The organism is Pseudomonas sp. USHLN015 (assembly GCF_037153275.1).
Lineage (GTDB): Bacteria > Pseudomonadota > Gammaproteobacteria > Pseudomonadales > Pseudomonadaceae > Metapseudomonas > Metapseudomonas tohonis.
On record NZ_JBBCKP010000002.1, the window covers coordinates 1 to 25,534 of the forward strand.

Sequence of the window (25,534 nt, forward strand, 5' to 3'; positions counted from 1 at the left end):
GTAGAGCGAAGCGAAAACCACGCGGTGGTGACAGGGCACCCAGAGCCGATGAATTCGCCCCTACACCGGTGAAACTGCAGGGCGCCCTGCCCCCTCACCCCACCCGCAACACCCCGGTATCGATGGCCAGGTGCACCAGTTCCGCCTGGGAGCTGACCTGCAGCTTGTTCTTCAGCATCGTCAGGTAGTTGGACACCGTCTTGGCGCTGATGCACAGGTGCTCGGCGATGCTGCGTGCGGGCATGCCGCGGGCGAGCATGGTGAAGATCTCCAGCTCGCGCTGGGTCATGCCGGAAAGACGCGGGTCGCCGGCCTGGTGCGCCGGGTGGCAGGCGAGCTGGGTGGCCAGGGGCTGCTCGATGTAGGCGTGCCCGGCGAGGATGCGCCGCACCGCTTCCACCAGCACCTCGGGCGCGGAGTTCTTGGTGATGTAGCCGGCGGCACCGGCGTCCAGGGCCTGGCGTACCAGGGGCAGCTCGTCGTGCATGCTGAAGAACAGCACGCGCAGCTGCGGCAGGCGCTGGCGCAGCCGGCGGGTGGTCTCCAGGCCGCTGATGCCCGGCAGCGAGAGGTCCATCACCACCAGGTTGGGGATGCTGTCCTGCACCAGTTGCAGGGCCTGCTCGCCGCTGGCCGCCTCGCTCACCTCCACCTCGGGCAGCAGGCCGCGCAGCAGGCTGGCGTAGCCCTGGCGCACCACGGAATGGTCGTCCACCAGCAGGATCTTCATCGCAGGTTCTCCAGGTTGTTCAGGCTTCGCCCAGGGGAATGCTCAGGCGTACCAGCCAGCCACTGCCGGCACGGGTGCGCAGGCGCAGGTCGCCGCCCAGGCAGCGCGCCCGCTCCAGCATGGAACGCAGGCCGATGCCGGGCCGTGGCGGCTGCACGGCGCCCCGGCCGTTGTCGCCCACCAGCAGGCGCAGGCGCCGGCCACGGCGCTCCAGGCGCACGCTCACCGCACTGGCGTCGGCGTGGCGGGCGACGTTGGTCAAGGCTTCCTGCAACAGGCGGTAGAGATGGGCCTGGTCGGCGGCGGGCAGCACCGGCAGGTCCTCGCCCAGGTGCAAGGTGCAGTCGACGCCCTGGGCGCTGCGCCACTGCTCGGTGAGCAGCGCGACGGCCTCGCCCAGTTGCAGGCGCTCCAGGACCACCGGATAGAGGTCGCGCACCAGCGCGCGGAAGCTGTCCTGCATGCGCTGGCAGTTGTCCTCCAGGCTGCGCAGGGTGGCACCGGCGCCCGGCGCCTGGCCGGTCATGGAGCGCAACAGCAGCAGTTGCGCGCGGATGCCGGCGAGGTACTGGCCGATGTCGTCGTGCAGGGCGAGGGCCAGGTGCTTGCGCTCGTGCTCCTGCAGCGCCAGCAGGGCGCGGGTCAGTTCGGCGTTGTCGTTGCGCACCTGCTCCAGGGTGCTGGCCATCTCGTTGAAGTGGCCGGCCAGCAGGCGTGCCTCGTGCAGCGAATGCTGGTCAAGGCGCACCGCCAGGCGGCCACGGGCGATCTCGTCGAAGCCGGCGCGCAGTTCGTCCAGCACCCGCAGGCCCCGGCGTACCGCGACGCGGATGGCCAGCAGGCTGAGGCCCAGGGCCAGGCCGAACAGCACCAGCAGCTGGATGAGGGAATCCTCGACTTCGTCCATCTCGTCCGCCGGGTCGACGCTGATCAGCACACGGCGGCCATCGTCCAGCTGCAGCGGCTCGCCGTACTGCTCGGCGGGCGGGAACAGCCGCGCACCGAGCCAGGCGTCCAGGCCGCGCGGTTGCGGGGGCGTCTCGCCCTGCCAGTGGATGCGCACATGGCGCAGGCCCCGCGCCAGCGCCGACTCCAGCGCCCTGGGGTCGCGCCGGGCGGCCTCGTGCAGGTACTCGACCACCGCGCGCGCGGCGATCATCTCGCGTTGCACGTCCTGGCTGGCCTGGCGCAGCAGCACCCCGGTGCAGACCAGGGTCACCGCGGCGAAGAACAGCACCACCAGCAGGTTGATGCGGCCGAGGGTGCTCATCGCCCGGCGCCTGTCGCAGCCGCCGGTCGCGGGGAGGGGGATGGGCGAAAGCCATCCACGCCGATCAGGCTGAGGATCAGCAGCACGGGCAGCAGCAGGGTCTTGAGCACACGCATGGCCGGGCCTCCCGGTCTCGTTCTTGTGCCTCCATGCTAGGGCCTGGGGCGGGCGGCCGGGTTACTACCTTGGTACTGCCCCGGCGCTACTTTCTGCATATTTCCCAGGGCTCGGGGCGGCCCTAGGCTGGCGCTACAAGAACGGGAGCCCCCGCCATGCGTCACCTTGCGCCCTATGCCCTGACCTACCTGCTGGCCCTGGCCGCCGCCGCGCTGCTGGCCAACCACGCCGTCGCCGCCGAGGCGCGCCAGCCGCTGGAGGTGCGCATCGGCTATCTCGGCTACAGCCCCGACCCGGGGCCGCTGCTCTCCAACGTCATCCCCGAGCCCCGCGACGCCGGCCTGCGCGGCGCCGAGCTGGCGACCACCGACAACAACAGCACCGGGCGCTTCCTCAAGCAGCGCTACCAGTTGCTGGCGGCCAACGCCGAGACCGAAGCCGGGCTGCTGGAGGCCGCCCGCCAGCAACATGCCGAGGGCCTGCGCCTGTTCGTGGTCAACGCACCGGCGCCACTGCTGCGCCAGCTGTCGGCGGCGCTGCCGGACAGCCTGCTGTTCAACGCCGGCGCCGCCGACGACGCGCTGCGCACCGACGCCTGCCTGCCCAACGTGCTGCACAGCCTGCCCAGCCGCGCCATGCTCGCCGACGCCCTGGTGCAGTTCCTCGCCCTGCGCCAGTGGAAGCGCTGGCTGCTGGTGGTCGGCCAGCGCCCCGAGGACCAGGCCTACGCCGCCGCCCTGCGCCGCGCCGCCGGGCGCTTCGGCCTGAAGATCATCGGCGAGAAGCCCTGGACCTTCGACAACGAGCAGCGCCGCAGCGCCCAGGCCGACATGCCGCTGTTCACCCAGGCCGACGACTATGACGGCGTACTGGTGGCCGACGAGCGCGGCGACTTCGGCGAATACCTGCCCTACAACACCTGGCTGCCGCGCCCGGTGGCCGGCACCCAGGGCCTGGTGCCCACGGGCTGGCACAAGACGGTGGAAACCTACGGCGCGGCGCAATTGCAGAAGCGCTTCGAGGCCCTCACCGGGCGCTGGATGAACGACCGCGACTTCGCCGCCTGGGTGGCCGTGCGCAGCATCGCCAGCGCGGTGACCCGCCTGGGCGCCACCGACGCCGCCGCGATCCGCACCCTGGAGCTGTCGCCGGACCTGCCCCTGGACGGCTTCAAGGGCCGCAAGCTGAGCTACCGGCCCTGGGACGGCCAGTTGCGCCAGCCCATCGAGCTGATCCAGCCACGCGCGCTGATCAGCACCTCGCCCCAGGACGGTTTCCTCCACCCCTTCAGCGAACTCGACACCCTCGGCCACGACGCGCCGGAGAGCCGCTGCCGCCTGGCCGAGGCTGCCCTGGAAGCCACGCCATGAACGCCAAGAACAAGGACCCCGCCATGCCCCGCCTCCCCCTTACACTGCTCGGCGTCGCGCTGCTGCTGGCCAGCGGCGCCACCTTCGCCGCCACCGCTTATGTGTCCAACGAGAAGGACAACGCCATCAGCGTGATCGACATGGACACGCTGACGGTCACCGCCAGCCTGCCGGTGGGCAAGCGCCCGCGCGGCCTGGCGCTGTCCAGCGACAACAGGCTGCTGTACATCTGCGCCAGCGATTCGGACACCGTGCAGGTGATGGACCTGGCCACGCGGCAGATCATCAAGGAGCTGCCCTCCGGCGCCGACCCCGAGCAGTTCGCCCTGCACCCCAACGACCGCTGGCTGTACATCTCCAACGAGGACGATGCGCTGGTCACGGTGGTCGACACCCAGAGCAGCCAGGTGCTGGCGCAGATCGACGTCGGCGTGGAGCCCGAGGGCATGGCGGTGAGCCCGGACGGCAAGTGGGCGATCAACACCAGCGAGACCACCAACATGCTGCACTGGATCGACACCTCGACCCAGACGCTGGTGGACAACACCCTGGTGGACCAGCGCCCGCGCCACGTGGAGTTCGACCACGATGGCAAGCGCCTGTGGGCCTCGGCGGAGATCGGCGGCACCGTCACCGTGGTCGACGTGGCCACGCGCAGCATCCAGAAGACCCTGCGCTTCCAGATCAAGGGCGTGCACCCGGACAAGGTGCAACCGGTGGGGGTCAAGCTGACCCGCGACGGCCGCTACGCCTTCGTCGCCCTGGGCCCGGCCAACCATGTGGCGGTGGTGGATGCCAGGACCCTGGAGGTGCTCGACTACCTGCTGGTGGGCCGGCGCGTCTGGCACCTGGCCTTCAGCCCCGACGAGAAGACCCTGCTGGCCACAAACGGCATCAGCGGCGACGTCTCGGTGATCGACGTCGACAGCCTCAAGGTGACCCGGTCGATCAAGGTCGGCCGCTACCCCTGGGGCGTGGTGGTCGCCCCATGAACGCCCTGGACGTGGAAGGCCTGGGCTTCGACTACGGCCCGCGGCGCGCGCTGGACGGCGTGAGCTTCGCCCTGGAGCCGGGCCGCTTCACCGCGCTGCTGGGGCCCAACGGCGCCGGCAAGTCCACCCTGGTGGCGCTGCTCAGCCGCCTCTACGACCTGCAGCGCGGCGACATCCGCGTCGCCGGCCACTCCCTGCGCCGGCAGCCGCGCCTGGCCCTGCGCCAGCTCGGCGTGGTGTTCCAGCAGAGCACCCTGGACCTCGACCTCTCGGTGGAGCAGAACCTGCGCTACCACGCCGCCCTGCACGGCATGCCGCGCCAGCTGGCAGCAGCGCGCATCGACCAGGAGCTGGCGCGCCAGGGCCTGGGCGAACGCCGCCGCGACAGCGTGCGTGCCCTCAACGGCGGCCACCGCCGGCGCGTGGAGATCGCCCGTGCCCTGCTCCACCGCCCTCGCCTGCTGCTGCTCGACGAGGCCAGCGTCGGCCTCGACCCGGCCAGCCGCCAGGCCCTCAACCACCACGTGCGCCAGCTGTGCGACGACGAAGGCCTGAGCGTGCTGTGGACCACCCACCTGCTGGACGAAGTACGCGGCGAGGACGCCCTGCTGGTGCTCGACCAGGGCCGCCTGGTGGCCTCGGGCACCGCCGGCGAGCTGAGTGCGGCGCATGGCTGCGGCCTGGCCGGTGCCTTCGGCGAGCTCACCCGGCCGAGGGCGCGGGCATGAACGCCAATGCCTACTGGCAGTGCCTGCGCGGCATCGTCGGGCGCGAATGGTTGCGCTTCGTGCTGCAGCGCTCACGCTTTCTCAGCGCCCTGGTGCGGCCGCTGCTGTGGCTGCTGGTGTTCGCCGCCGGGTTCCGCGCGGCGCTGGGCATCGCCATCATCGACCCGTACGCCACCTACATCACCTACGAGACCTACATCGTCCCGGGGCTGGCCTGCATGATCCTGCTGTTCAACGGCATGCAGGGCTCGCTGTCGATGGTCTACGACCGCGAGATGGGCAGCATGCGCGTATTGCTCACCAGCCCCCTGCCGCGCCCCTTCCTGCTGGGTGCCAAGCTGCTGGCCACGGCGCTGGTGTCGCTGCTGCAGGTGTATGCCTTCCTCGCCATCGCCTGGCTCTACGGCGTGCAGCCACCGGCCTGGGGCCTGCTCGCCGCCCTGCCCGCGCTGCTGCTGGCGGCGCTGCTGCTCAGTGCCCTGGGGCTCCTGCTGTCGAACTTCATCCGCCAGCTGGAGAACTTCGCCGGGGTGATGAATTTCGTGATCTTCCCGCTGTTCTTCCTCTCCTCGGCGCTCTACCCCTTGTGGAAAATGCGCGAGGCCAGCGAGTGGCTGTACTGGCTGTGCGCGGCCAACCCCTTCAGCCACGCGGTGGAGCTGGTGCGCTTCGCTCTTTACGAGCGGCTCAATCCGCTGGCCCTGGGCGTCTGCCTGGGACTGACGCTGGTCTTCGCGGTGGCGGCGGTGGTCAGCTTCAACCCACAGCACGCGGCGCTGCGCCGGGCCGGCTGAGGCGGGGAAACTACTACTTTGGTACGGGTTTCCCTCTCCAACGTAGGATTTCCAAAGGCGCGCGGCTGGCTTGTAATGCGGGCCATAAGAATAAAGAGATGCCTGCCATGCGAGTCCTCATCGCCTCACTGCTGTGCCTGCCCCTCCTGTTCCCGGCCGCCGTCCGGGCCGACGCCGAGCCATCGCTGTTCTCCGCCGACGGCTACCGCACCGACCGCTACCGCAGCCCCACGCCCGCCGAGGCCGACCACGCCCGCACCCTCGACACCCCCGGCCTGCGCGAGCTGCTGGCACGCGACCCGCGCACGAAGCTCATCGACGTCTACCGCCGCCAGTTCCTCGAAGGCCGCTTCATCGCCGACGAACCCCACGCCAACCTGCCCGGCAGCCTGTGGCTGGCCAACACCGGCAACGGCGAGCTGGATGCCCGCTGGCTGGCCTACTTCGCCGACAACCTGCGCAAGGCCAGCCAGGGTGACCTGCAGTGGCCGCTGGTCTTCTACTGCCGTTCCGACTGCTGGTTGAGCTGGAACGCGCAACGGCGTGCGCACGCGCTGGGCTACCGCAATCTCTACTGGTACCGTGACGGCATCGACGCCTGGGAACAGGCCGGCCTGCCGCTGCAACCCGCCGAGCCCGTGCCCCTGCCCTGAATCCGCGCCCGACAGCCCCTCCATAATCAGAACAATGAGGTGAATGGCCATGTACAAGATCCTGATCGCCGACGATCACCCCCTGTTCCGCGAGGCCATCCACAACGTCATCAGCGACGGCTTCCCCGACAGCGAAGTGATGGAGACCGCCGACCTCGACAGCGCCCTGGGCTTGACCCAGGAACACGACGACCTCGACCTCATCCTGCTCGACCTGAACATGCCCGGCATGCACGGCCTCAACGGCCTGATCAACCTGCGCAACGAGGCGCCGACCATCCCGGTGGTGATCGTCTCCGCCGAGCAGGACAAGCAGATCGTCCTGCAGGCGATCACCTACGGCGCGGTGGGTTTCATCACCAAGTCCTCGCCACGGGCGCAGATGACCGAGGCCATCGAGCAGATCCTCAACGGCAACGTCTACCTGCCCTCGGACATCATCCGCACCCAGAAGAGCTCGCCCCGGCGCAACCACCAGGACGAGCACGGCATCCCCCCGGAACTGCTCCAGGCGCTGACCCGCAAGCAACTGCTGGTGCTCGAGCGCATGACCAAGGGCGAGTCGAACAAGCAGATCGCCTACAACCTCGACATCGCCGAAACCACGGTCAAGGCCCACGTCTCCGCTATCCTGCGCAAGCTCAACGTGCACAACCGCGTGCAGGCGATCCTCTGCGCGGGGGATATCGACTTCGCGGCGTACTTGCGGCGCTAGGGGTCGTCCGGCCGACAGCGCAGCCGGAGCTTTCACCCGGGCCGGCGCGCCCCACCGCGCCCCGCGCCGCCCTACCCTGCCGAGCTTCGACGCTTGCAGGGAATCCCGGGAATGTCGCGCTACCTCCGCTCGCAGCGAGCCGGCTCGTACTACTTCTTCACACTCGTCACCGCAAAGCGCCGGCCGCTCCTGACCGAGCCCTCGGTACGCCACGCGTTGCGCAATGCGATCCAGGCGGTGCGGCTCGAACAGCCGTTCCGCATCCACGGCTGGGTGCTGCTGCCGGATCACCTGCATTGCCTCTGGGAGCTGCCGCCCGGTGATACCGACTTCGCGCGGCGCTGGTCGATCATCAAGCGCAAGGTCAGCCAATCGGTTCACCTGCCACCCACTTCGAATAGCCGGGTCGCACGACGTGAGTCCGGGTTCTGGCAACGACGCTTCTGGGAACACGGCATACGCGATGCGGACGACTACCGACGGCATATGGATTACCTGCACTGGAACCCGGTGAAGCACGGCCTGGTCACCCGGGTGGCCGACTGGCCCTGGTCCAGCTTCCACCGCCTGGTGCGCGAAGGCCTCTACCCGACGGGTTGGGGAGATGCCGGAGAGCAGGATGGGGATTTTGGCGAGTAGCACGGAGCCTTTCGGAGATCGCCGGACAGGCCGAGCGCGGGATCGGTGCGCGCAGCACACCCTACAAGAGCAGATGGATGCGCGGGATCGGCCCGATGCTCGCGGCTAGCGTCGTAGGGTGTGCCGTGCGCACCTCAAAAGGTCGGATCGGCACGGAGCCTGTCGGAGATCGCCGGACGTGCCGAGCGCGGGATCGGTGCGCGCAGCACACCCTACAAGAGCAGATGGATGCGCGGGATCGGCCCGATGCACGCGGCTCGGTCGTAGGGTGTGCCGTGCGCACCTCAGAAGGTCGGATCGGCACGGAGCCTTTCGGAGATCGCCGGACAGGCCGAGCGCGGAATCGGTGCGCGCAGCACACCCTACAAGAGCAGATTGATGCGCGGGATCGGCCCGATGCTCGGCCGTAGGATGTGCCGTACGCACCTCGATGGTCAGGGCAGCAGGAGGCTGTGGGTGTGCGCCGGACAGGCCCAGCGCGGGATCGGTGCGCGCAGCACACCCTACAAGAGCGGATCGACGCGCGAGGGTTGGCAGTGTGCCCCTCACCCACCCCGCTCGATCAGGTGGTTCATCGCGGCCTTGAGCTTCATCGGGCGGACGGGTTTGTGCATCAGGGTGTGGCCGAGTTCGCGCATCTGCTGGCGCAGTTCGTTGCTGTAGTTGGCGGTGATCATCAGGGCGGGCAAGGCGGTGCCGCGGCGGGCGTTGATGCTGGCGACGGCGTCGACGCCGTTGTGGCCGTTGTCGAGGTGGTAGTCGGCGATCAGCAGGTCGGCGTCGGCGTGGTAGTTGTCCACCTGGCGGGCGAGGTCTTCTTCCGAGAGCGCGGTGACCACCTGGCAGCCCCAGCCTTCGAGCAGGGTGCGCATGCCGGCGCAGATGGCCGCGTCGTTGTCCAGCACCCACACCCGCGAGCCACGCAGGCGCTCCACGAGCATTTCGGGGGTGCTCGCTTCCACCCGCGCCTTGGGTGCGCGCTTGGCCAGGGGCACCTCGACGCAGAAGCGTGAGCCCTGGCCGAGGCGCGAGCGCACCTGGATGCGGTGGCCGAGCATGCCGGCGATCTTGTCGACGATGGCCAGGCCCAGACCCAGGCCCCGGTCCTGCTTGGGCCGCTGCGAGTCGCCGCGCTTGAACTCCTGGAAGATCTCCTTGAGCTTGTCGTCGGCGATGCCGATGCCGCTGTCCCAGACCTCGATCGACAGGCTTTGCCGGTGCCGCCGGCAGCCCAGCAGCACGCGGCCGCTGGGGGTGTAGCGGATGGCGTTGCTGAGCAGGTTGCGCAGGATGCGCGCCAGCAGCTGGATGTCGCTGCGCACCAGCGCCGAGCTGGGCACGAAGTGCAGGCTCAGCCCCTCGCTGGCGGCCGCCTGGCGGAATTCCACGGCGAGGTTGTCGAGCAGCTCGCTGACGGCGAAGGGCGCGATGTCGGGCTTGATCACACCGGCGTCGAGCTTGGAGATGTCCACCAGGGTGCCCAGCAGGCTTTCCACGTCATCCAGCGAGTTGCTGATGTTGCGCACCAGCGCCGTGCTCACCGCCTGCTCGCGCTGCTCCTGCAGGGCGCTGGTGAACAGCCGGGCGGCGTTCAGGGGTTGCAGCAGGTCGTGGCTGACGGCAGCGAGGAACTTGGTCTTCGACAGGTTGGCCTGCTCGGCCTCGCGCTTGGCCTCGCGCAGGCGCAGTTCCACCTGGCTGCGCTCGCCGATCTCGCGCAGCAGTTGCTCGTTGAGCTGGGTGAGTTCGGCGGTGCGTTCGCGCACCCGCTGCTCCAGGTTCTGGTAGGCCAGGTGCAGGGCCTCGGCCGTGCGCCGGCGCTCGGTGATGTCGCGGATCAGCACGAAGATGCCGACCACCTCGCCGCTTGCCAGGCGGTTGGGCACGTAGGAGCGCAGCATGTAGCGCTCCTGGCCGTTGAGGTTGGTCTCGGCCACTTCGAAGGTGACGCTTTCGCCGGAGAGCGCCCGCTCCACATAGGGCTCCAGGCGCCGCCAGTGTTCCTCGCTGTGCACCTCGCGCAGGCGCTGGCCGAGCATGCCGCCGCGCGGCCAGCGGTACCACTCCTCGTAGACCTTGTTGGTGAACTCGTAGACCAGCTCGGCGTTGAGGTAGGCGATCAGCGCCGGCACGTGGTCGGTGATCAGGCGGATCCAGCGTTCGCTCTCGGCCAGTGCCTCGGCGTGGCGGTAGCGCTCGGTGATGTCGGTGAAGGTGTTGACGAAGCCGCCGGTGGGCAGCGCGTGGGTGCGCACTTCGAGCATGCGGCCGTCGAACAGGCGCTGTTCCAGCTCGCGCACGGGGCGGCCGTTGGCGTCGCGGGTCTGCGGGGTGAGCAGCGCCAGCTCGCTGTCGGCCATGACTTCGGCGAAGGACCGGTGCGCCTGGATCGGCGCCAGCCCGCAGAGCTCGAGGAAGCGGTGGTTCCACAGCTCCAGGGTGCCTTCGGCGCCGACCATGGCCATGCCCTGGGACAGGTTGTCCACGGCGCGCTGCAGCAGGCGCGATTTCTGCGCCAGGGCCTGCTCGCGGCGCATGGTTTCGCTGATCTTCAGGTCGGTGATGTCGGTGTAGAGGATCACCAGCCCGCCCTCGCGGGTGGGCCGTTCGCTGACCTGCACCCAGCGCCCGTCCTGCAGGCGGTAGAGGCTGTGCTCGTTGTCGCTGCTGCGCTGCTCTTCGACGATCAGCCCGGTGCTTTCGGCCAGGCGCTTGATCTCCGAGAGCCGGGTGCCGCTGATGATGCGCGCGCGGCTGTTGGCCCAGAAGGACTTGAAGCGACTGTTGAACAGGACGATACGCTGCTCCCTGTCGAACAGCACGAAGGCGTCGGAAATGCTTTCGATGGCGTCCACCAGGTGCTGGTGGGCCGTCTCGGCGCGCAGCCGGGCGTCGCTGAGCAGCTGGTTGCTGGCCTTGAGTTCGGACATCGCCTGATTCAGCGCGTCGGTGCGCTCGCGCACCTGCTCGGCCAGCACCACCGAGTGCTGGAAGGCGGCGTAGGCGTCGTCGCGGCGGGCGGCGCTGGATTCGACCCGCTCGATCAGCGCGGCGTTGATGCGCTTGAGCTTGTGGTTTTCGCCCTCCAGCCGGGCGATGCGCGCTTCGTAGTCAGCGACCTGCATCGCCTGGGCGGCGTCCGATGGCGACACCGGTGAAGGTCTGGTTGATGTGCATGCCATTGAACTGTTCCCCGTAGGTGTTGAAGCCGATCACGCGCTGGCGACGGAGGAATTCGCCGGTCTGCTCGACGCCGCCATCGCTCTCGATTTCCAGGCGGCGCAGGAAGCAGTCGCAGCCGATGGTCAGCAGCGGCGGGCCGAGGCGCTGCTCCAGGCGCTGGAACAGGGCCTGCAGGTTGGGCAAAAGCGGCCCCGGGCGCATGCCGGTGAGGACGATGCCGTTCTCCACGGCGCAGTAGAAGCTGAGGCTGAGGTCGTCGTTGACCCGCTGGATGGAGCGCACGTAGTACTGGTCGTTGACCCGCACGGCCAGCGGGTGGGCGGCGAACAGGCGGTGGTCCAGGGCCTCCAGCGGCACGCCGATCCACTGGGCGTACTCCTGGGCGGCGGGCTCGGCATTGAGTTCGAAGACGCGGCGGCTGGCGCTGTCGGCGCGGGTGACCACCAGCTTCTCGTCGCTGGGCAGGATGTGGTGGGTGCTGAAGACCTCGAAATCCAGCTGGGTGTTGACCAGCACCACCACCGCCGCGCCGGTGTGGAACTGACCACCGTGGTAGACGTGGGTGTGGGTCAGGTGGTTGTCGTCACCGGCCGAGCCGCCGAAGTGCGGGATGCTGCCGAAGGCGGCGCCGAGGGCGGCGAGCACCACTTCCTCGCGGCTGGAGAGGCCGTCCAGCAGGGTCAGGGCGAAGCTGTGGTCCTTGATCGGCGCCAGGGAGTTGCTGCGGCAGTCACTGACCAGGCGTTCCACCAGTTGCTGGGCGTCGATCAGGCTGAAACGCTCCATCTCGTCGATCAGCGCGCTGCCGATGGAGAAGCTGCGGTAGTCGAAGCCCACCGCGCTGACGCAGCCGCGCCCGTAGCCATTGGGGGTGATTTCGCCGGCGCTGGTGCAGCCCACCAGCTCGATGCCGCCGAAATACTGCTCCAGCGCCGCGCCCAGGGCCGGCAGGTCGTATTCCGCCGAGCAGAAGAACAGCACGAAGCCCAGGTGCGGGTGGATCAGCTGGCGCGCCAGGTCCTGGGCCACGGCCTCGGCGTCGGTGGCGCTGGACATGGCGGTGACCACGCCCTCGTCCTGATGCTGTTGCATGGTGCGCCTCGCGAATGGGCCTGCAGTTGCTGGGGATTCTACGGAGCGGTCCGGGGCCGCCCCATCCTTCTTGGGTAGCGGCGGGCTCGTCCGAAGGGATGAGGCAGCACTGACGATTGCGTTCGGCCTCGGGGAGCGGCCCGGCCGCACTCATTCGGCCCTGGATGGGTGTGCGCGGGATCTTCGAGGTGCGCGCGGCACACCCTACGCGGGGCTGCGAGCTCTTCGCAGGGTGGGCGCCTTCGGAGGTGCATCAGGCATCAGGAGGTGCCACGGCCCGGCTCCGCCTGGTGGAGGTAAAAAGCGACCTCCACCCTACGCAGCGGTCGCGTCCATCGGTGGCATGACGCTTTCTGCTGCCCGCCAGGGCAGGAGCGAATTCATTGGCGAAACCGCTCCCCACAAGACGCAAAAAAGGCGGGAGGCATGCGCCTTCCCGCCAAACACAAGGGAGCAAGACGGGGTGGAGCGTTACCAGTTGAGCACCACGCCGAGGGCGACGGTGTCGGTGTCTTCGTTCTGTGCGGAGCCGGCGTGGCCGTCGATCTCGAACTGGTTGTATTCGGCGACCAGCTTGAGGTTGTCGTTGACGTCGTGGAACAGGGCGATGCCGCGGGTCTCGTAGTCGGCACCGGTGTTCACCGCGCCGTTGCCGTCGTCCTTGGTCTTGCCGTAGGACAGCGCCAGGCGGTTCTTGCCGAAGCGGTAGGAGCCCTGCAGCAGGTAGCCGTCGCTGTCGACTTCACGCAGGGTCGCCTCGCCGGCGTTGTTGGTGAAGAAGGGGTTGATGCCCTTGGCCTGGAAGCCGGAGGCGACCACCGAGAAGGCGCCCATCTTCGCCTGCACGCCGTAGCCCAGGCCCTTGGAGGTGACGCTGTCGACCGCCGGGTCGGTGTTGTCCGAGGTCTGGTAGCCGCCGTTGAGCCAGGAGTAGATCTGCGCGCCGCCCAGTTCGAACTCGTAGGTGAGTTCGGATTCGAAGCGCGGGTTCTCCTGGTAGGCCTTGCCGGTGGGGCTGTCGTCGTTGGTGTCCACCGGGTCCATGATGCCGACCGCCAGGCGCAGGCCGTCGCTCTTGGGGCTGCGGTAGGTGATCTGCGAGGTGGGGAACGGATAGGGGTAGCCGCTGCCGATGTTGCCGAAGGAGACGCCGCCGCCGTCCACCAGGCCGAGGGTGTCGCTGACCTGGCCGTAGCCGGCGAGCATCTCGTCGAGGAGGATGTTGGAGCGGGCGAACAGGCCGAAGTCCTTGCCCACCAGCACCTCGCCCCAGTCGCTGCCGACGGTGCCGTAGAACTGGCGGACGTCGATGGCGGTGTCGGTGCCGTTGGTCTCGCTGTCGTTGATGGTCACCCAGAAGGAGGCGCGGGCACCGAGCTTGAGGTCATCCACCTGCTTGCCCATGTTGAAGCCGATCCAGTTGGGCAAAAAGCCCATCTTCACCCGCGACTGGCGACGGTCGAACTGCTCGCCTTCGCGGTCGACGTCGCTGTTGACGTAGAAGGCGTTGACGTAGCCGTCGGTGGAGAAGGTGGTGTCGTCCTTGTCGTAGAGGACGATCTCGGCCTTGGCCTGTTCCATGACGGCCAGGGCCAGGCCGGTGGTGAGGGCGAGGGGCAGGAATCCGATGGTGACGTTCTTGTTGTTGTACATGGCGCTCTCCGCTGGGTGGGACGACTCGCTCGAGCCGTGACGGAGGCGATTATCGAAACGCCGGAACGCCCGCCATATGCGGCCTTGGCGCTGTTTCGCCGATGCTTTGGCGGGCCCTGTACGACCTTGGCGGGAAGATGCGGGCCGCCCCCCTCGGCAGTAGCGGGGCGCAAGTCGCAACGGACGGACGAGGCAGGCGGCACGACCTGGGAAGGGGGTCGTACCGCTGCCTTGGTAGGGGATTGGGAGGCTGTGGCGAGGGCGCGAAAGGAGGAGGTATCAGTGCCAGCGCGAGTCGGGGCGCGCAGCGTTGGCGAGCGCCAGCCAGCCGCCACGGGCCTGCTGCAGGGCCTCCAGGGCGGCGAGCAGGTCATCGCGGCCGGCCTGTTCGAGGGCATCGGCGACGCGGTCGGGCCAGTCGGGGGCGCGTCCGGCCAGGTGCAGGTTCCAGGCACGCTCGGCCGCGTCCTCGTCGCCGCTGCGCAGCTGTGCCAGCAGGGCCTGGCGCGGGGCCTCGCCGTCCTTCAGCGCCTCGTCCAGGCCGGCGAGGAACGCCTCGATGTGCCCGAGGACCTGCGCCACGGTGGCGCTGGGCGACTGCACGCCGAACAGCAGGCCGGCGCGGCCGTTGATCAGGCGGAAGCCGGAGAACACGGCGTAGCCCAGCTGCAATTCGCTGCGCAGGCGCTGGTAGAAGCCCGCCTCCAGGCAGCGCGCCAGCCACTGCCAGGTGGCTTCGGTCTGCGCCTGGCGATCGGGCAGCGGGCAGAACAGCAGCAGGGCGGCATCGCCCTGCACCGCCACCGGGTACCAACGCCGCGTGGCGATGGGGGCCGCCGGGGCATGGCCGTCGAGGCGCCGCCCGGGCACACCGCGCAAGACGCCGGCCAGGACCTGGCGCGGGTGCTCGTCGAGGCCCACCGCCATGACCTCCCAGGCGGTGCGCGCCCAGAAGTGGCCCAGGCGTGCGGGGGAGACCGGCTCGTCATCCGGACGGGGCTGCGCGACGGCATCCAGGCGATCCGGTAACCCGCGCAACAACTGGCGGATCGGCAGCTCGCCGGCCTCGCGGTTGAGCCAGGCGCGGTGCAGGCGCCGCCCCTGTTCACAGGCGGCCAGGGGCGGTTCGAACAGGGTCTTGAGTACCGCGTCGAGCACCGGCGGCAGCAATCCGGCGGCACCGCGCAGGCTCAGCCGCCAGTCGCGGCCCTGTTCGCTGAAATCGATGGCGACGCCCTGCTGCTGGGCACGGCTCTGGGTCGCCCGCAACGCACGCTGCAAGGCCTGGTAGAAGCCGCCGTCGACAGGCTCGGCCGGCAGGCGCCAGCGCAGGAACAGCGCCGCGCGATCGGGCTCGCCCCAGTGGTGCAATAGCGGCACGTCATCTGCTGCCGCCCGTGCAGCCGGGCCCTGGAACGGGCTGAACATGGGCGCACCGGCGAAGCGCCAGCGGACGTCGATGGCCGGCCAGGGGGGGATGTTCTCCTCTTCCAGCTCTAGAGGGAAGCCGGCCACCTGCACGCGGCCGGCGACCGCCGCCTCGCTGGCGAACAGGCGGATCAGCCGGGGCGGCGTGAGCTGCGCGAGCAGGCGGGCGAAATCGCGCGCATCCAGCGGCGCTGGCGGGTCCCAGCCACGCTCCAGCAGGCTGCGCGCCTGTTCCAGCGGCGCCGGACGGGCATGGCCGGCACTGGCCTGGTGGCGGGCCAGGAGGTCGCGCCAGGGCTCCTGCTCGCGCAGGGCCGCCAGCCAGTGGAACAGCGCCGCTTCCAGGCGCGCGCGGCTTTCAGGACGGGCGTCGGCGAGGGCCAGGTCCAGCACCAGCAGCGCCTGGCCCTGGTCGAGATGGGGCACGAGCAGTTGCAATCCATCGCACAGGCCCTGCTCGACGAGCCAGGCCTGCAGGCTGCCCTCGGCCTCGTCCTGCAGCAGTTCGCGCAGCACCTCCAGCGCCTGGGGCAAGGCGGCCGGCTGGCCCTCCAGGGCGAAAGCCAGCCAGCTGCGCGCCGCGCCGGGCAGGCACATGCGCAGGCTGTGGCTGACCAGCGGCAGCAATGCGGGCGCCGGGGGCGGGGCGGCAGGCGCACCGCCGGGCAGCGAACCCGCGAGGCGCTGCGCGAGCCCCGCGAGCTCGTCCAGTGATTGAGGCCCGAGCAGCACCAGGCGCATGCGCGCGCCCTGGTAGTGGGCCTGGTGGAAGGCGGCCAGTCCGGCCTGGAACGCCGGGTCCTCCACCGCCAGGCTGTCGCGGTCGCCGGCATGGAAGTCGGCCAGCGGGTGCCCCGGCGCCAGCGCCGCCGCGAGCGCGGACTGGGCCAGGGTCCAGGTGTCGCGGGCGCGCGCCAGGTACTCGGCCTGCAGCACCTCGCGCTCGCGCAGCTGCGCGTCGATCGCCAGTTGCGGCGTGCCGAGCATGTCCACGAGCCGCGCCAGGCCGGCCTCCAGGCGCGCGGGCGGCAGCTCGAAGAAGAAGTCGGTGTGGCGGGCCAGGGTGCTGGCATTGAGGCGCCCGCCGCAAGCCTGGACGAAGGGCATGAGCCGCTGCTGGTCGGGGTAGCGCACGCCACCGAGGAACAGCAGGTGTTCGAGAAAATGCGCAAGCCCGGGCCATTCGCGTGGCTCGTCATGGCTGCCGGCGGCCACCCGCAGCGCCGCCGCCGCCCGCTGCGCGCCGGGCACGTGGCGCAGCAGCACGGCGAGGCCGTTGTCGAGGAGCAGGGAGCGGCTGGCGGGGTCGGGAACGGGCGTCATCCGGGCACCATGGAAAGTTTCGCTCAGCATCCTCAAGACCAGCCCTCGCGGCAATGGTTCTTTCGTTCAGCCGAACCGCCCCCGATCGATTGACCGCAGCATGCGGATGCATCGAGAATCCGCGCTCCTTCCCGTGCGGCGTTCCATCCAGCCGGGTTGCCGTGCTTCCCGGTACGGCGCCGGCCTCAGGTCCTCCAGTCCCGATCTCCGCACCTCGGCGCCCCCATGCGCCCCTTCGCCTGGCCCGCCCAGGCATACGACCCCGACCAGAGCCCGTCGCCGCGCGCGGCCCGGCCTCGCCCTGCCCGCTGCGTGCCGGGCGGGACGGCTGCGCACGCGATCCGGTTCGCCATTTGCAGGAAACACTACGATGATCACGATCCGCCTTTCCAAAGCCCTCATGGTGCTGGCCATGGCCTTCTTCGCCTCGCTGGTGGCCTTCAACAACGTCACCGACTACGGCACCAACTTCGCCTTCGTCCACCACGTGTTCCTCATGGACACCACCTTCCCCGGCAACCAGCTGATGTACCGCGCCATCGAGACGCCCTGGGTCCACCACGCCGGCTACCTCGGCATCATCGCCCTGGAAACCACCACCGCCCTGCTCTGCTGGGTCGGCGGCCTGCACCTGCTGCGGGCGCGCAAGGCCGATGCCGCCGGTTTCCGCGCGTCCAAGCGCTGGGCCGTCGCCGGCCTGACGCTGGGCTTCCTCACCTGGCAGGTGGCGTTCATGTCGGTGGGCGGGGAATGGTTCGGCATGTGGATGTCGGAGCAGTGGAACGGCGTGCCGGACGCCTTCCGTTTCTTCATCACCCTGCTGGCGGTGCTGATCTACCTGACCTTGCCCAATGACGGCGGCGAGGCCTGAGCCCTGCGGCCATGAAAAAGCCCCGCCAGCTTGCGCTGTGCGGGGCTTCGGTATTCATGGTGTCCCAGAGTGGGCTCGAACCACCAACCTTCCCCTTAGGAGGGGGATGCTCTATCCAATTGAGCTACTGAGACGGCACGCACGACGGGCTGTCGATGCGAACGGGCGGCATGTTAACGGCGCTTGCGCGTTTTGTCATGCCACTGCCACGGCACTGCACCATACTTCCGCAAAAATCAGAGGGATCTTCGCCATGCCCCAGCCACTCCCGCAGCTCCTGCCCGACTCCCCCTTCACCACCGTGACCCTGCGCGCCGCCAGCCCGGCGGATGCACCGGCGCTGGCCGCCCTGCTGCACCAGCTGGGCGAGGATGAGCCGCGGCCCGACCACGCGCTGCTGGCCTTGCGCCTCGCGGAGCTGCCCAGTGGCCGCGAGGTGGTGGTGGCGGAGCGTGACGGGCGCCTGCTGGGCACCTGCACGGTGATCCTGGTGGAGCACCTGGCGCACCACTTCGCGCGCTCGGCGATCGTCGAGGACGTGGTGGTGGACAAGGACGCGCGCGGCCTGGGCATCGGCCAGGCGCTGATGGACAAGGCCGCCGAACGCGGCCGTGCCTGGGGTTGCTACAAGCTGGTGCTGTCCAGCGGGCAGAGCCGCGAGGCGGCCCATCGCTTCTATGAGTCGCTGGGCTACAAGCCCCACGGGATCAGCCTGTACCTGGATATCTGAGTTTTTCTGGCGGGGTCCGCGTTCACGGGAATGACGCTCGCCGGAGCCGACATTCCCGTGAAGCCACGCGCCTTTACACGCGCCCGAAACGCTCTTCGGCGAGGCGGTCGGCGACATCGGTGGTGGTGCGTCCTTCCTGGTCGGCGCGGGTGAAGATCTGCCGCAGGGTGTTGCCGATGCCTTCGATGTGCGCCTTCAGCTCGGCCGCGCTGCCGCCGCTGCGCTCGAAGTAGACGTCGATGATGCCGCCGGCGTTGATGGCGTAGTCCGGCGCGTAGAGGCAGCCGTTGCGCTTTAGCTCCTCGGCCAGTTGCGCGTCGGCCAGCTGGTTGTTGGCGGCGCCGGCGATGATCGGCACGCGCAGCGCTTCCAGGCTCTGCGGATTGATGATGCCGCCCATGGCGCAGGGCGCGAAGACATCGACGTCCAGCCCATAGATCTCGTGCTGCCCGACGGCCTTGGCCCCCAGTTGCTCGACGGCACGGCGCACGTTGGCTTCGACGATGTCGGTCACCCACAGCTCGGCGCCGGCCTGGCGCAGCAGGCTGGCGAGGTGAAAGCCGACCTGGCCGACGCCCTGGATGGCGACGCGCAGGCCCTTGAGGTCGTCGCGGCGCAGGCGATGCTTGACCGCCACCTGGATGCCGATAAATACCCCGTAGGCGGTGGACGGCGACGGGTCGCCGCTGCGCACGCCGCCATCGAAGGCTTCGCGCTGGTTGGCGCCGGCCACGTGGCGGCTGCGCTCGGCCATGATCTGCATCTCGGCCGGGCCGGTGCCGGAGTCGGCGGCGGTGATGTAGCGCCCGCCGAGGCTGTCGACGAAGTCCCCCATGGCCTGGAACAGCGTTTCGCTCTTGCCCGTGTGCGGGTCGCCGATGATCACGGCCTTGCCGCCGCCGAGGGGCAGGTTGGCGAGGGCGGACTTGTAGGTCATGCCGCGGGACAGGCGCAGCACGTCACGCAGGGCCTGCTCGTCGTTGGCGTAGTTCCACATGCGGCAGCCACCGAGGGCGGGGCCGAGGTGGGTGTTGTGGATGGCGATGATGGCCTTGAGGCCGGATGCCTTGTCGTGACCGAAGACGACCTGTTCGTGGCCATCGAATTCGACGTGGGAGAAGACGGACATGGTTTACCTCTGCATGCGTTTGTCTGGGTGAACGCCGGCCTTCCCCCATGGGAAGGCCGGCGATGGGAAGGTGTCAGGCGGCGGAGTCGAACAGGCGCACGACCTTGATCTCGGTAGCCAGCAGCTGGGCGCGCAGTTGCGCCTCGTGCTCGCGGACCTTGGCCAGGGTCTTCTCCTTGACGTGGCCGTAGCCACGGATCTGCTCCGGCAGTTCGGCGATGGCCACGGCGACGCGGTAGTTGTCGCCACGCAGGTGGGCGAGCACGGCTTCGACGTTGTCTTCGTAGCGGACGATCAGCTCGCGCTCCAGGCGCCGTTCCTCGCTGTAGGCGAAGGGATCCAGCGCGCTGCCACGCAGGAACCTGAACGTGGCCAGCAGGCCGAAGGCCTTGAGCATCCACGGGCCGAAGCTGCGCTTGCGCGGTTGCCCGGTGGCGGGGTCGCGCTTGGCCAGCCAGGACGGCGCCAGGTGGAACTGCAGGCGGTAGTCGCCGCTGAACTGGGCGCGCAGGCGCTTGCGGAACTCGCCGTCGCTGTAGAGGCGCGCCACTTCGTACTCGTCCTTGTAGGCGAGGACCTTGAAGTAGTAGCGGGCGACGGCTTCGGTGAGTTCCTTGCCGGCGCTTTCATCGACCCGGCGCACGCGCTCGACCAGGTCGCTGTAGCGCTTGGCGTAGCCGGCGTCCTGGTAAGCGGTGAGGAAGTCGACGCGGAAGCGGATGATCTCCTCGAGGCTCTCGCAGGGCTTGGCTTCGGCCACTTCCGGCGCGGCGAGCTTCTCCACCGCCGCCAGGTCGTGGGCGGCGCGGCGACCCCAGAGGAAGGCTTCGCAGTTTAGCTTCACCGCCACGCCGTTGAGCTGGATGGCCTTCTCGATGGCTTCGGCGGAAACCGGCACGAGCCCGCGCTGGTAGGCGTAGCCGAGCATGAAGAGGTTGGTGGCGATGCTGTCGCCGAGCAGGCGGGTGGCCAGGCGGGTAGCGTCGATGAAGTGGGTCTTGTCGGCACCGACGGCCTCCACCAGCGCCTGTTGCATGGCCTGGCCGGGGACCTGGGCGTCCGGGTTGCGGGTGAACTCGGCGGTGGCGGCCTCGTGGCTGTTGACCACGGCGGTGGCGATGCGCTCGTTGAGCTTGGCCAGGGCCTCTTCGCTGGCGGCGACCACCAGGTCGCAGCCGAGCAGCAGGTCGGTCTCGCCGGCGGCGATGCGCACGGCGTAGATGTCGTCCTGCCTGGCGGCGATGCGGATGTGGGTGATCACCGGACCGAACTTCTGCGCCAGGCCGGCCTGGTCGAGCACGCTGCAGCCCTTGCCTTCGATGTGGGCGGCCATGCCCAGCAGGGCGCCGACGGTGGTCACGCCACTGCCACCGACGCCGGGCAGGAGGATGTTCCAGGGGCGCTCGAGGCTCGGCTGGCGCGGCTCGGGCAGCACGGCGAACAGGGCGCCGCTGCCGACCGCCTCGGGCTTGCGCAGCTCGCCGCCGTGGACGGTGACGAAGCTGGGGCAGAAGCCTTCGAGGCAGGAGAAGTCCTTGTTGCAGGCGTTCTGGTCGATCTCGCGCTTGCGCCCCAGCTCGGTCTCCAGCGGCAGCACGGAGAGGCAGTTGGACTTGACGCTGCAGTCGCCGCAACCCTCGCACACGGCGGGGTTGATGAAGGCACGCTTGGCCGGGTCGACGAGCTTGCCGCGCTTGCGACGGCGGCGTTTCTCGGTGGCGCAGGTCTGGTCGTAGATGATCACCGAGACGCCCTTGAACTCGCGCAGCTCGCGCTGCACGGCGTCCAGCTCGCGGCGGTGGTGGAAGGTGACGATGGGCGCGAAGGTGGCGCGGGTGGGGTACTTCTCGGGTTCGTCGGTGACCAGGGCGATGCGTTTGACGCCTTCTGCGAAGACCTGCTGGCTGAGCTGGTCGACCCGCAGTTCGCCGTCGATGGGCTGGCCGCCGGTCATGGCCACGGCGTCGTTGTAGAGGATCTTGTAAGTGATGTTGACCCCGGCGGCCACGGCGGCGCGCAGGGCCAGCTGGCCGGAGTGGAAGTAGGTGCCGTCGCCGAGGTTCTGGAAGATGTGCGGGGTGTCGGTGAAGGGGGCCTGGCCGATCCAGGTGGCGCCCTCCCCGCCCATCTGGGTGAAGGTGTCGGTGTTGCGGTCCATCCACTGGGTCATGTAGTGGCAGCCGATGCCACCCTGGGCGCGGCTGCCTTCGGGCAGCTTGGTGGAGGTGTTGTGCGGGCAGCCGGAGCAGAAGTGCGGGGTGCGCACGGTCTTGTGCTTGGGTTCCGCGAGGGCCTTTTCCTTGGCGGCGAGGAAGGCCAGGCGCGATTCGATCTGCTCGCTGGAGTAGATGGGCGCCAGGCGCCTGGCGATGACGCGGGCGATCATCGCGGGGGTCAGCTCGCTGAGGTTGGGCAGGAGGGAGTTGCCCTCCTCGTCGAATTCGCCGACCACGCGCGGACGCTTGTCCACCGGCCAGTTGTAGAGCTGGCCGGTGAGCTGGTCCTCGATGATGCTGCGCTTCTCCTCGACCACGAGGATTTCGTCCAGGCCTTCGGCGAACTGGTGCACGGAGACCGGCTCGAGCGGCCAGCTCATGCCGATCTTCAGCACGCGCAGGCCGACCCTGGCGCAGAGTTCGTCGTCCAGGCCGAGGTCCACCAGGGCCTGGCGCACGTCTAGGTAGGACTTGCCGGTGGTGATGATGCCCAGGCGCGGGTTGGGCGAGTCGAGCTTGACCTGGTTGAGGTCGTTGGCCAGGGCGAAGGCGCGGGCGGCGTAGATCTTGTAGGTGTTGAGGCGTTTTTCCTGGGCCAGCGGCGGGTCGGGCCAGCGGATGTGCACGCCGTCCTCGGGAAGGACGAAGTCGGTCGGGATCTTCACGTCGATGCGCAGCGGGTCGACGTCCACCACGCTGGAGGAGTCGACGTTCTCGGCGATGGTCTTGAGCGCCACCCAGCAGCCGCTGTAGCGCGAGAGTTCCCAGCCGATGATGCCGTAGTCGAGGATTTCCTGGACGTTGGCCGGGTTGAGCACGGGGATGGAGGCGGCGATGAAGGCGTGCTCGCTCTGGTTGGCGATGCTGGAGGACTTGCAGCCGTGGTCGTCGCCGGCCAGCAGCAGCACGCCACCATGGGGGGACACGCCGGCGGAGTTGCCGTGCTTGAAGACGTCGCCGCAGCGGTCCACGCCCGGGCCCTTGCCGTACCACATGGAGAACACGCCGTCGTAGCGCGCGCCGGGGAACAGGCTGGTCTGCTGGCTGCCCCACACGGCGGTGGCGGCGAGCTCTTCGTTGACGCCCGGCTGGAAATGGATGTGGTTTTCCTGGAGGAAGGACTTGGCCTCCCAGAGGCTCTTGTCGAGGTTGCCGAGGGGCGAACCACGATAGCCGGAGATGAAGCAGGCGGTGTTCAGGCCATGGGCCGCATCGCGTTGCTTCTGCAGCATCGGCAGGCGGGTGAGCGCCTGGGTGCCGGTGAGGTACAGATGACCGGTTGCAAGCCGGTATTTGTCATCCAGGCGGATCTCGGCCAGAGACATGCGGGCGCTCCTTTTATTTTTATGGCGACCAGGATGGCTACGGTTAGCGCCATCCTCCTGTCCCGCGGCAGGATCACCGCCCGGGACGCATGCTCAATAATCTGACTGAAGGGTTCTGCTTTTTTCTTTCTATTTTCGGGCCCGAATGCCAATACTGCGCATGATCCTTCCAACAAGAACAAGATTGCGGACTTATTCATGCACAACCCTCTGAGCCCTATCGATCGCAAGATCCTCCGCCTGCTGCAACACAATGCCGATCTGTCGGCTGCCGAAGTGGCCGAGAAGGTGGAGCTGTCCCAGTCGCCCTGCTGGCGCCGCATCAACCGCATGCAGGAGGACGGGCTGATCGAGCGCAAGGTCGCGCTGCTCAACCCCAGGTTGCTGGGGTTCTCCATCACCGTGTTCGTCAACATCAAGCTCTCGGCCCACGGGCGCAACAACCTGACCGAGTTCGAGGAAGCCATCGTCGGCTACCCGGAGGTGCTTGAGTGCTACACCATGGCCGGTGGTTCGGATTACCTGCTGAAGGTGGTGGCGCGGGATATCGGCAGCTACGAGCGCTTCCTGCGGGACCAGCTGCTGCAGCGCCCGCACGTGCTGGAAGCGCATTCGAACATCGCCATGAGCGAGGTGAAGCGCACGACCGAGCTGCCGCTGGACTGAACGCTCGCGCCCCCATTCCAGAGCGCTTGGTGCCGGACCAAGCGAAGCGGCGCAGCCCCTGCCGTCCGGCACCCGTGCAATTTGCAATGGACAAAAATCGGGCGCCTTGCAAAGTGCACGGAAAGCACCCTGTCGACCATATACAACTAATTGATTTTAAAAGGATTTTTAAATATTCGAGCTTGGCATGACACCTGCTCTATTCCAGTCATGAGAATTCTGGATGCGAGCCCCGATCATGAACAGTGTCATCACGCTCCTCGCAGCAACCGTATTGACGCTCCTGGCAGCCAGCGCCTTCGCCGCCCTTCAGAGCAACCAGCAGCAACAGGCCGTGAAACATCTGGTCGAGCGTATCAACCCGACGCCGGTGCAATTCGAATACGCCACCCAGTCCGGCGACCAGAAGCCGAAGGTGCGCCAGCTGCAGAGCAGCGAGTGGCAACCTCGCCCCGCCCAACGCCTGTCGTTCTGAGCGCCCGGCATGGACATGACCGCGTGGGGGATGGTGTTTCCGGGGTTGATCCTGCTGCTGGCGGCGGGGACCTGCGGAGCGCTTTGGGTGATCGATCGCATCACCGATCAGGGTCTGGCGGAAGAACAGCAAGCAGAGCGTGATCGGGACGAGCGCATCACCAGTTACTACGACCCTTTCTTTTAAATATCCCTATGTCGGCAAGGAGATAGAGATGTCGAAGTCAGCCGTGCTGTTCCTGATCATCAGCCTGCTGCTCACCCTGACCCTGTGGCTCGAACCCTGGCAGGCCACGTGGCCGGCCGCAGCCGTGAAGGTGGCGCTGGGCGCCAGCGGGGTGCTGCTGCTGGTGGCACTGATGGTGGGCAAGCGGGTGAAGTTCGACCCGGTATTGCGCTGATTCAGGACCGAGGCTGGTCGAGCAGTTGCAGCAGGCGTTGCAGAGTCTGCTCGAGGGGGCCGGAGTTGTCGAGGATCGACAGGGCGGCACCACCCTCCTCCCGCAGGGACTCGGTGAAGCGGGCGTTGCGTGCCAGGCGCGCCTCTATCTCCTCGGCGGGCTCGCGCCCCCGGGCCTGCAGGCGCCGGCGCAGGACGTCCATCTTCACCGTCAACAGGATGGCCTGCAGGTCCGGATAGCGCTTCAGGGCCTCCCCCAGATAACCCCTGGAGCCATTGACCAGGACGTCCTCCCCCGCTGCCAGCCACTCATCTATCTGCGCCGGGATGCCATACGACAGCCCGTTGGCGTGCCAGCTCATGGCGAAGGCGCCGCTCCGCTCCATCTCCGCGAAACGCTCGGGGCTCACCGCCTCGGCCGCCTCGCCCACCGCCTCCGCCGAGCGGGTGATCACGCGCCGCACGATGTGGCAGCCACTCTTGGAGAGCGGCTCGCGGGCGGCATCGAGCAGGCTGTCCTTGCCTGAGCCTGAGGGTCCGATGAGATAGATCAGCCTGCCTTTCATCTGCTTACCTGGAAGTTCATCCGCTGCGACCGCCTGTTGCACGGCGGACGCCACATTACCCGGAAAGCATTGCAGTTTGGAGCACCCCAATGCCCCGGCAACACCTACCGGACGTCGCACAGTAGCGAATCGCCAGTGCTGGCTTTATGGAGGCGCGCTACGCTTTGCACAACGAATCCTGGCGTGCCAGAAGCCCGGCCCAGAGCGCTGGATGTGCCGTCGCGCACGAAATCGGCAACCTTCTGCAACGGAGAGGGGAATTTTTCCCTCCTACCGCATTCATATGGGAGCCTTTTGCATATTCACTCGCATTTCGGACAACTGGTGCTGGCAAAAAGCCGCTACCCAGCGCACAATGCGACACAGATTTGACGTCAAGGAACCGTTTAGGTGACTGCAAGGTCATAATGACGCCAATCGCGATGAATGGTTGAACGACTGATGCTAAAGATGGTCAAACCGGTGACAAT

22 protein-coding genes and 1 tRNA gene are annotated in these 25,534 nt (G+C 68.3%); 13 read left to right on the plus strand and 10 right to left on the minus strand.

All coding sequences use genetic code 11. The features are described from left to right. Positions 1-94: 94 nt before the first annotated feature. Entirely contained in the window at positions 95-730 is a 636-nt protein-coding gene (locus WFQ67_RS03005) for a response regulator (RefSeq protein ID WP_173172407.1), read from the minus strand. A gap of 19 nt (positions 731-749) precedes the next feature. Beyond that, positions 750-2,000 (minus strand): HAMP domain-containing sensor histidine kinase, encoded by a 1,251-nt coding sequence (locus WFQ67_RS03010; protein WP_213625636.1) that lies wholly within the window; start codon positions 1,998-2,000, stop codon positions 750-752. Positions 2,001-2,272: 272 nt separating this feature from the next. On the opposite strand from WFQ67_RS03010, the gene WFQ67_RS03015 reads away from it, so the two are divergent. The 7 genes from WFQ67_RS03015 (at position 2,273) to WFQ67_RS03045 (ending at position 8,008) form a co-directional block, all read left to right on the plus strand. After that, on the plus strand, positions 2,273-3,487 hold the full coding sequence (locus tag WFQ67_RS03015) for an ABC transporter substrate-binding protein (RefSeq protein ID WP_337056141.1): 1,215 nt from the start codon (positions 2,273-2,275) through the stop codon (positions 3,485-3,487). 23 nt (positions 3,488-3,510) lie between these two features. After that, positions 3,511-4,479, plus strand: a complete 969-nt coding sequence (locus WFQ67_RS03020; RefSeq protein ID WP_337056396.1) for a YVTN family beta-propeller repeat protein — start codon at positions 3,511-3,513, stop codon at positions 4,477-4,479. After that, a complete protein-coding gene (locus WFQ67_RS03025; protein ID WP_337056142.1) occupies positions 4,476-5,207 on the plus strand; it encodes an ABC transporter ATP-binding protein in 732 nt (243 codons plus the stop codon). Before WFQ67_RS03020 ends, WFQ67_RS03025 begins: the two co-directional genes overlap by 4 nt. Beyond that, a complete protein-coding gene (locus WFQ67_RS03030; RefSeq protein ID WP_213625639.1) occupies positions 5,204-6,001 on the plus strand; it encodes an ABC transporter permease in 798 nt (265 codons plus the stop codon). Before WFQ67_RS03025 ends, WFQ67_RS03030 begins: the two co-directional genes overlap by 4 nt. 107 nt (positions 6,002-6,108) lie before the next feature. Next, entirely contained in the window at positions 6,109-6,654 is a 546-nt protein-coding gene (locus tag WFQ67_RS03035; protein WP_244862920.1) for a PQQ-dependent catabolism-associated CXXCW motif protein, read from the plus strand. A 49-nt stretch (positions 6,655-6,703) separates the two neighbouring features. Next, a complete protein-coding gene (gene agmR, locus WFQ67_RS03040) occupies positions 6,704-7,369 on the plus strand; it encodes a response regulator AgmR (protein ID WP_173172393.1) in 666 nt (221 codons plus the stop codon). A gap of 111 nt (positions 7,370-7,480) precedes the next feature. After that, positions 7,481-8,008, plus strand: a complete 528-nt coding sequence (locus tag WFQ67_RS03045) for an REP-associated tyrosine transposase (protein ID WP_337056143.1) — start codon at positions 7,481-7,483, stop codon at positions 8,006-8,008. 545 nt (positions 8,009-8,553) lie between these two features. Here WFQ67_RS03045 and nahK read toward each other — a convergent pair. The 4 genes from nahK to pqqF all read right to left on the minus strand — a co-directional run bounded on the left by nahK (position 8,554) and on the right by pqqF (position 16,687). Then, positions 8,554-11,190: a hybrid sensor histidine kinase/response regulator NahK/ErcS' gene (nahK, locus tag WFQ67_RS03050; RefSeq protein WP_337056144.1), complete on the minus strand. Its 2,637-nt coding sequence runs from the start codon at positions 11,188-11,190 to the stop codon at positions 8,554-8,556. Next, on the minus strand, positions 11,120-12,283 hold the full coding sequence (gene nosP / locus WFQ67_RS03055; RefSeq protein ID WP_213625643.1) for a nitric oxide-sensing protein NosP: 1,164 nt from the start codon (positions 12,281-12,283) through the stop codon (positions 11,120-11,122). Before nosP ends, nahK begins: the two co-directional genes overlap by 71 nt. Before the next feature lie 471 nt (positions 12,284-12,754). Further along, positions 12,755-13,936 carry a porin gene (locus tag WFQ67_RS03060; protein ID WP_173172385.1) on the minus strand — a complete coding sequence of 394 codons (1,182 nt, stop codon included), beginning with the start codon at positions 13,934-13,936 and terminating at the stop codon, positions 12,755-12,757. Between the two features lie 279 nt (positions 13,937-14,215). Further along, positions 14,216-16,687: a pyrroloquinoline quinone biosynthesis protein PqqF gene (pqqF, locus tag WFQ67_RS03065; protein WP_337056145.1), complete on the minus strand. Its 2,472-nt coding sequence runs from the start codon at positions 16,685-16,687 to the stop codon at positions 14,216-14,218. A 373-nt stretch (positions 16,688-17,060) separates the two neighbouring features. On the opposite strand from pqqF, the gene WFQ67_RS03070 reads away from it, so the two are divergent. Then, on the plus strand, positions 17,061-17,558 hold the full coding sequence (locus WFQ67_RS03070; RefSeq protein ID WP_213630636.1) for a DUF2165 family protein: 498 nt from the start codon (positions 17,061-17,063) through the stop codon (positions 17,556-17,558). A gap of 57 nt (positions 17,559-17,615) precedes the next feature. Here the strand turns inward: WFQ67_RS03070 and WFQ67_RS03075 are convergent. Further along, positions 17,616-17,692: transfer RNA gene (locus WFQ67_RS03075), tRNA-Arg, on the minus strand. 119 nt (positions 17,693-17,811) lie between these two features. On the opposite strand from WFQ67_RS03075, the gene WFQ67_RS03080 reads away from it, so the two are divergent. Beyond that, a complete protein-coding gene (locus WFQ67_RS03080; RefSeq protein WP_337056146.1) occupies positions 17,812-18,288 on the plus strand; it encodes a GNAT family N-acetyltransferase in 477 nt (158 codons plus the stop codon). Positions 18,289-18,361: 73 nt separating this feature from the next. On the opposite strand, the gene WFQ67_RS03085 is transcribed toward WFQ67_RS03080, so the two are convergent. Next, positions 18,362-19,417, minus strand: a complete 1,056-nt coding sequence (locus tag WFQ67_RS03085; protein WP_337056147.1) for a Glu/Leu/Phe/Val family dehydrogenase — start codon at positions 19,415-19,417, stop codon at positions 18,362-18,364. Between the two features lie 73 nt (positions 19,418-19,490). Continuing rightward, complete coding sequence (locus WFQ67_RS03090; RefSeq protein ID WP_337056148.1) at positions 19,491-22,958, minus strand: indolepyruvate ferredoxin oxidoreductase family protein; 3,468 nt, start codon at positions 22,956-22,958, stop codon at positions 19,491-19,493. Between the two features lie 198 nt (positions 22,959-23,156). Between WFQ67_RS03090 and WFQ67_RS03095 the strand changes: the two genes are divergently transcribed. The 4 genes from WFQ67_RS03095 (at position 23,157) to WFQ67_RS03110 (ending at position 24,499) form a co-directional block, all read left to right on the plus strand. Next, positions 23,157-23,624: an Lrp/AsnC family transcriptional regulator gene (locus WFQ67_RS03095; protein WP_173172375.1), complete on the plus strand. Its 468-nt coding sequence runs from the start codon at positions 23,157-23,159 to the stop codon at positions 23,622-23,624. A gap of 238 nt (positions 23,625-23,862) precedes the next feature. After that, positions 23,863-24,099, plus strand: coding sequence for a hypothetical protein (locus WFQ67_RS03100; RefSeq protein ID WP_146603018.1), 237 nt, complete (start codon positions 23,863-23,865; stop codon positions 24,097-24,099). A 9-nt stretch (positions 24,100-24,108) separates the two neighbouring features. Then, positions 24,109-24,285 carry a hypothetical protein gene (locus tag WFQ67_RS03105; RefSeq protein ID WP_213625649.1) on the plus strand — a complete coding sequence of 59 codons (177 nt, stop codon included), beginning with the start codon at positions 24,109-24,111 and terminating at the stop codon, positions 24,283-24,285. A gap of 28 nt (positions 24,286-24,313) precedes the next feature. Next, positions 24,314-24,499 (plus strand): PA3371 family protein, encoded by a 186-nt coding sequence (locus WFQ67_RS03110; RefSeq protein WP_213625650.1) that lies wholly within the window; start codon positions 24,314-24,316, stop codon positions 24,497-24,499. Between the two features lies 1 nt (position 24,500). Here the strand turns inward: WFQ67_RS03110 and phnN are convergent, their stop codons facing one another. Further along, positions 24,501-25,064, minus strand: a complete 564-nt coding sequence (gene phnN / locus WFQ67_RS03115) for a phosphonate metabolism protein/1,5-bisphosphokinase (PRPP-forming) PhnN (RefSeq protein WP_337056149.1) — start codon at positions 25,062-25,064, stop codon at positions 24,501-24,503. Between the last annotated feature and the right edge of the window lie 470 nt (positions 25,065-25,534).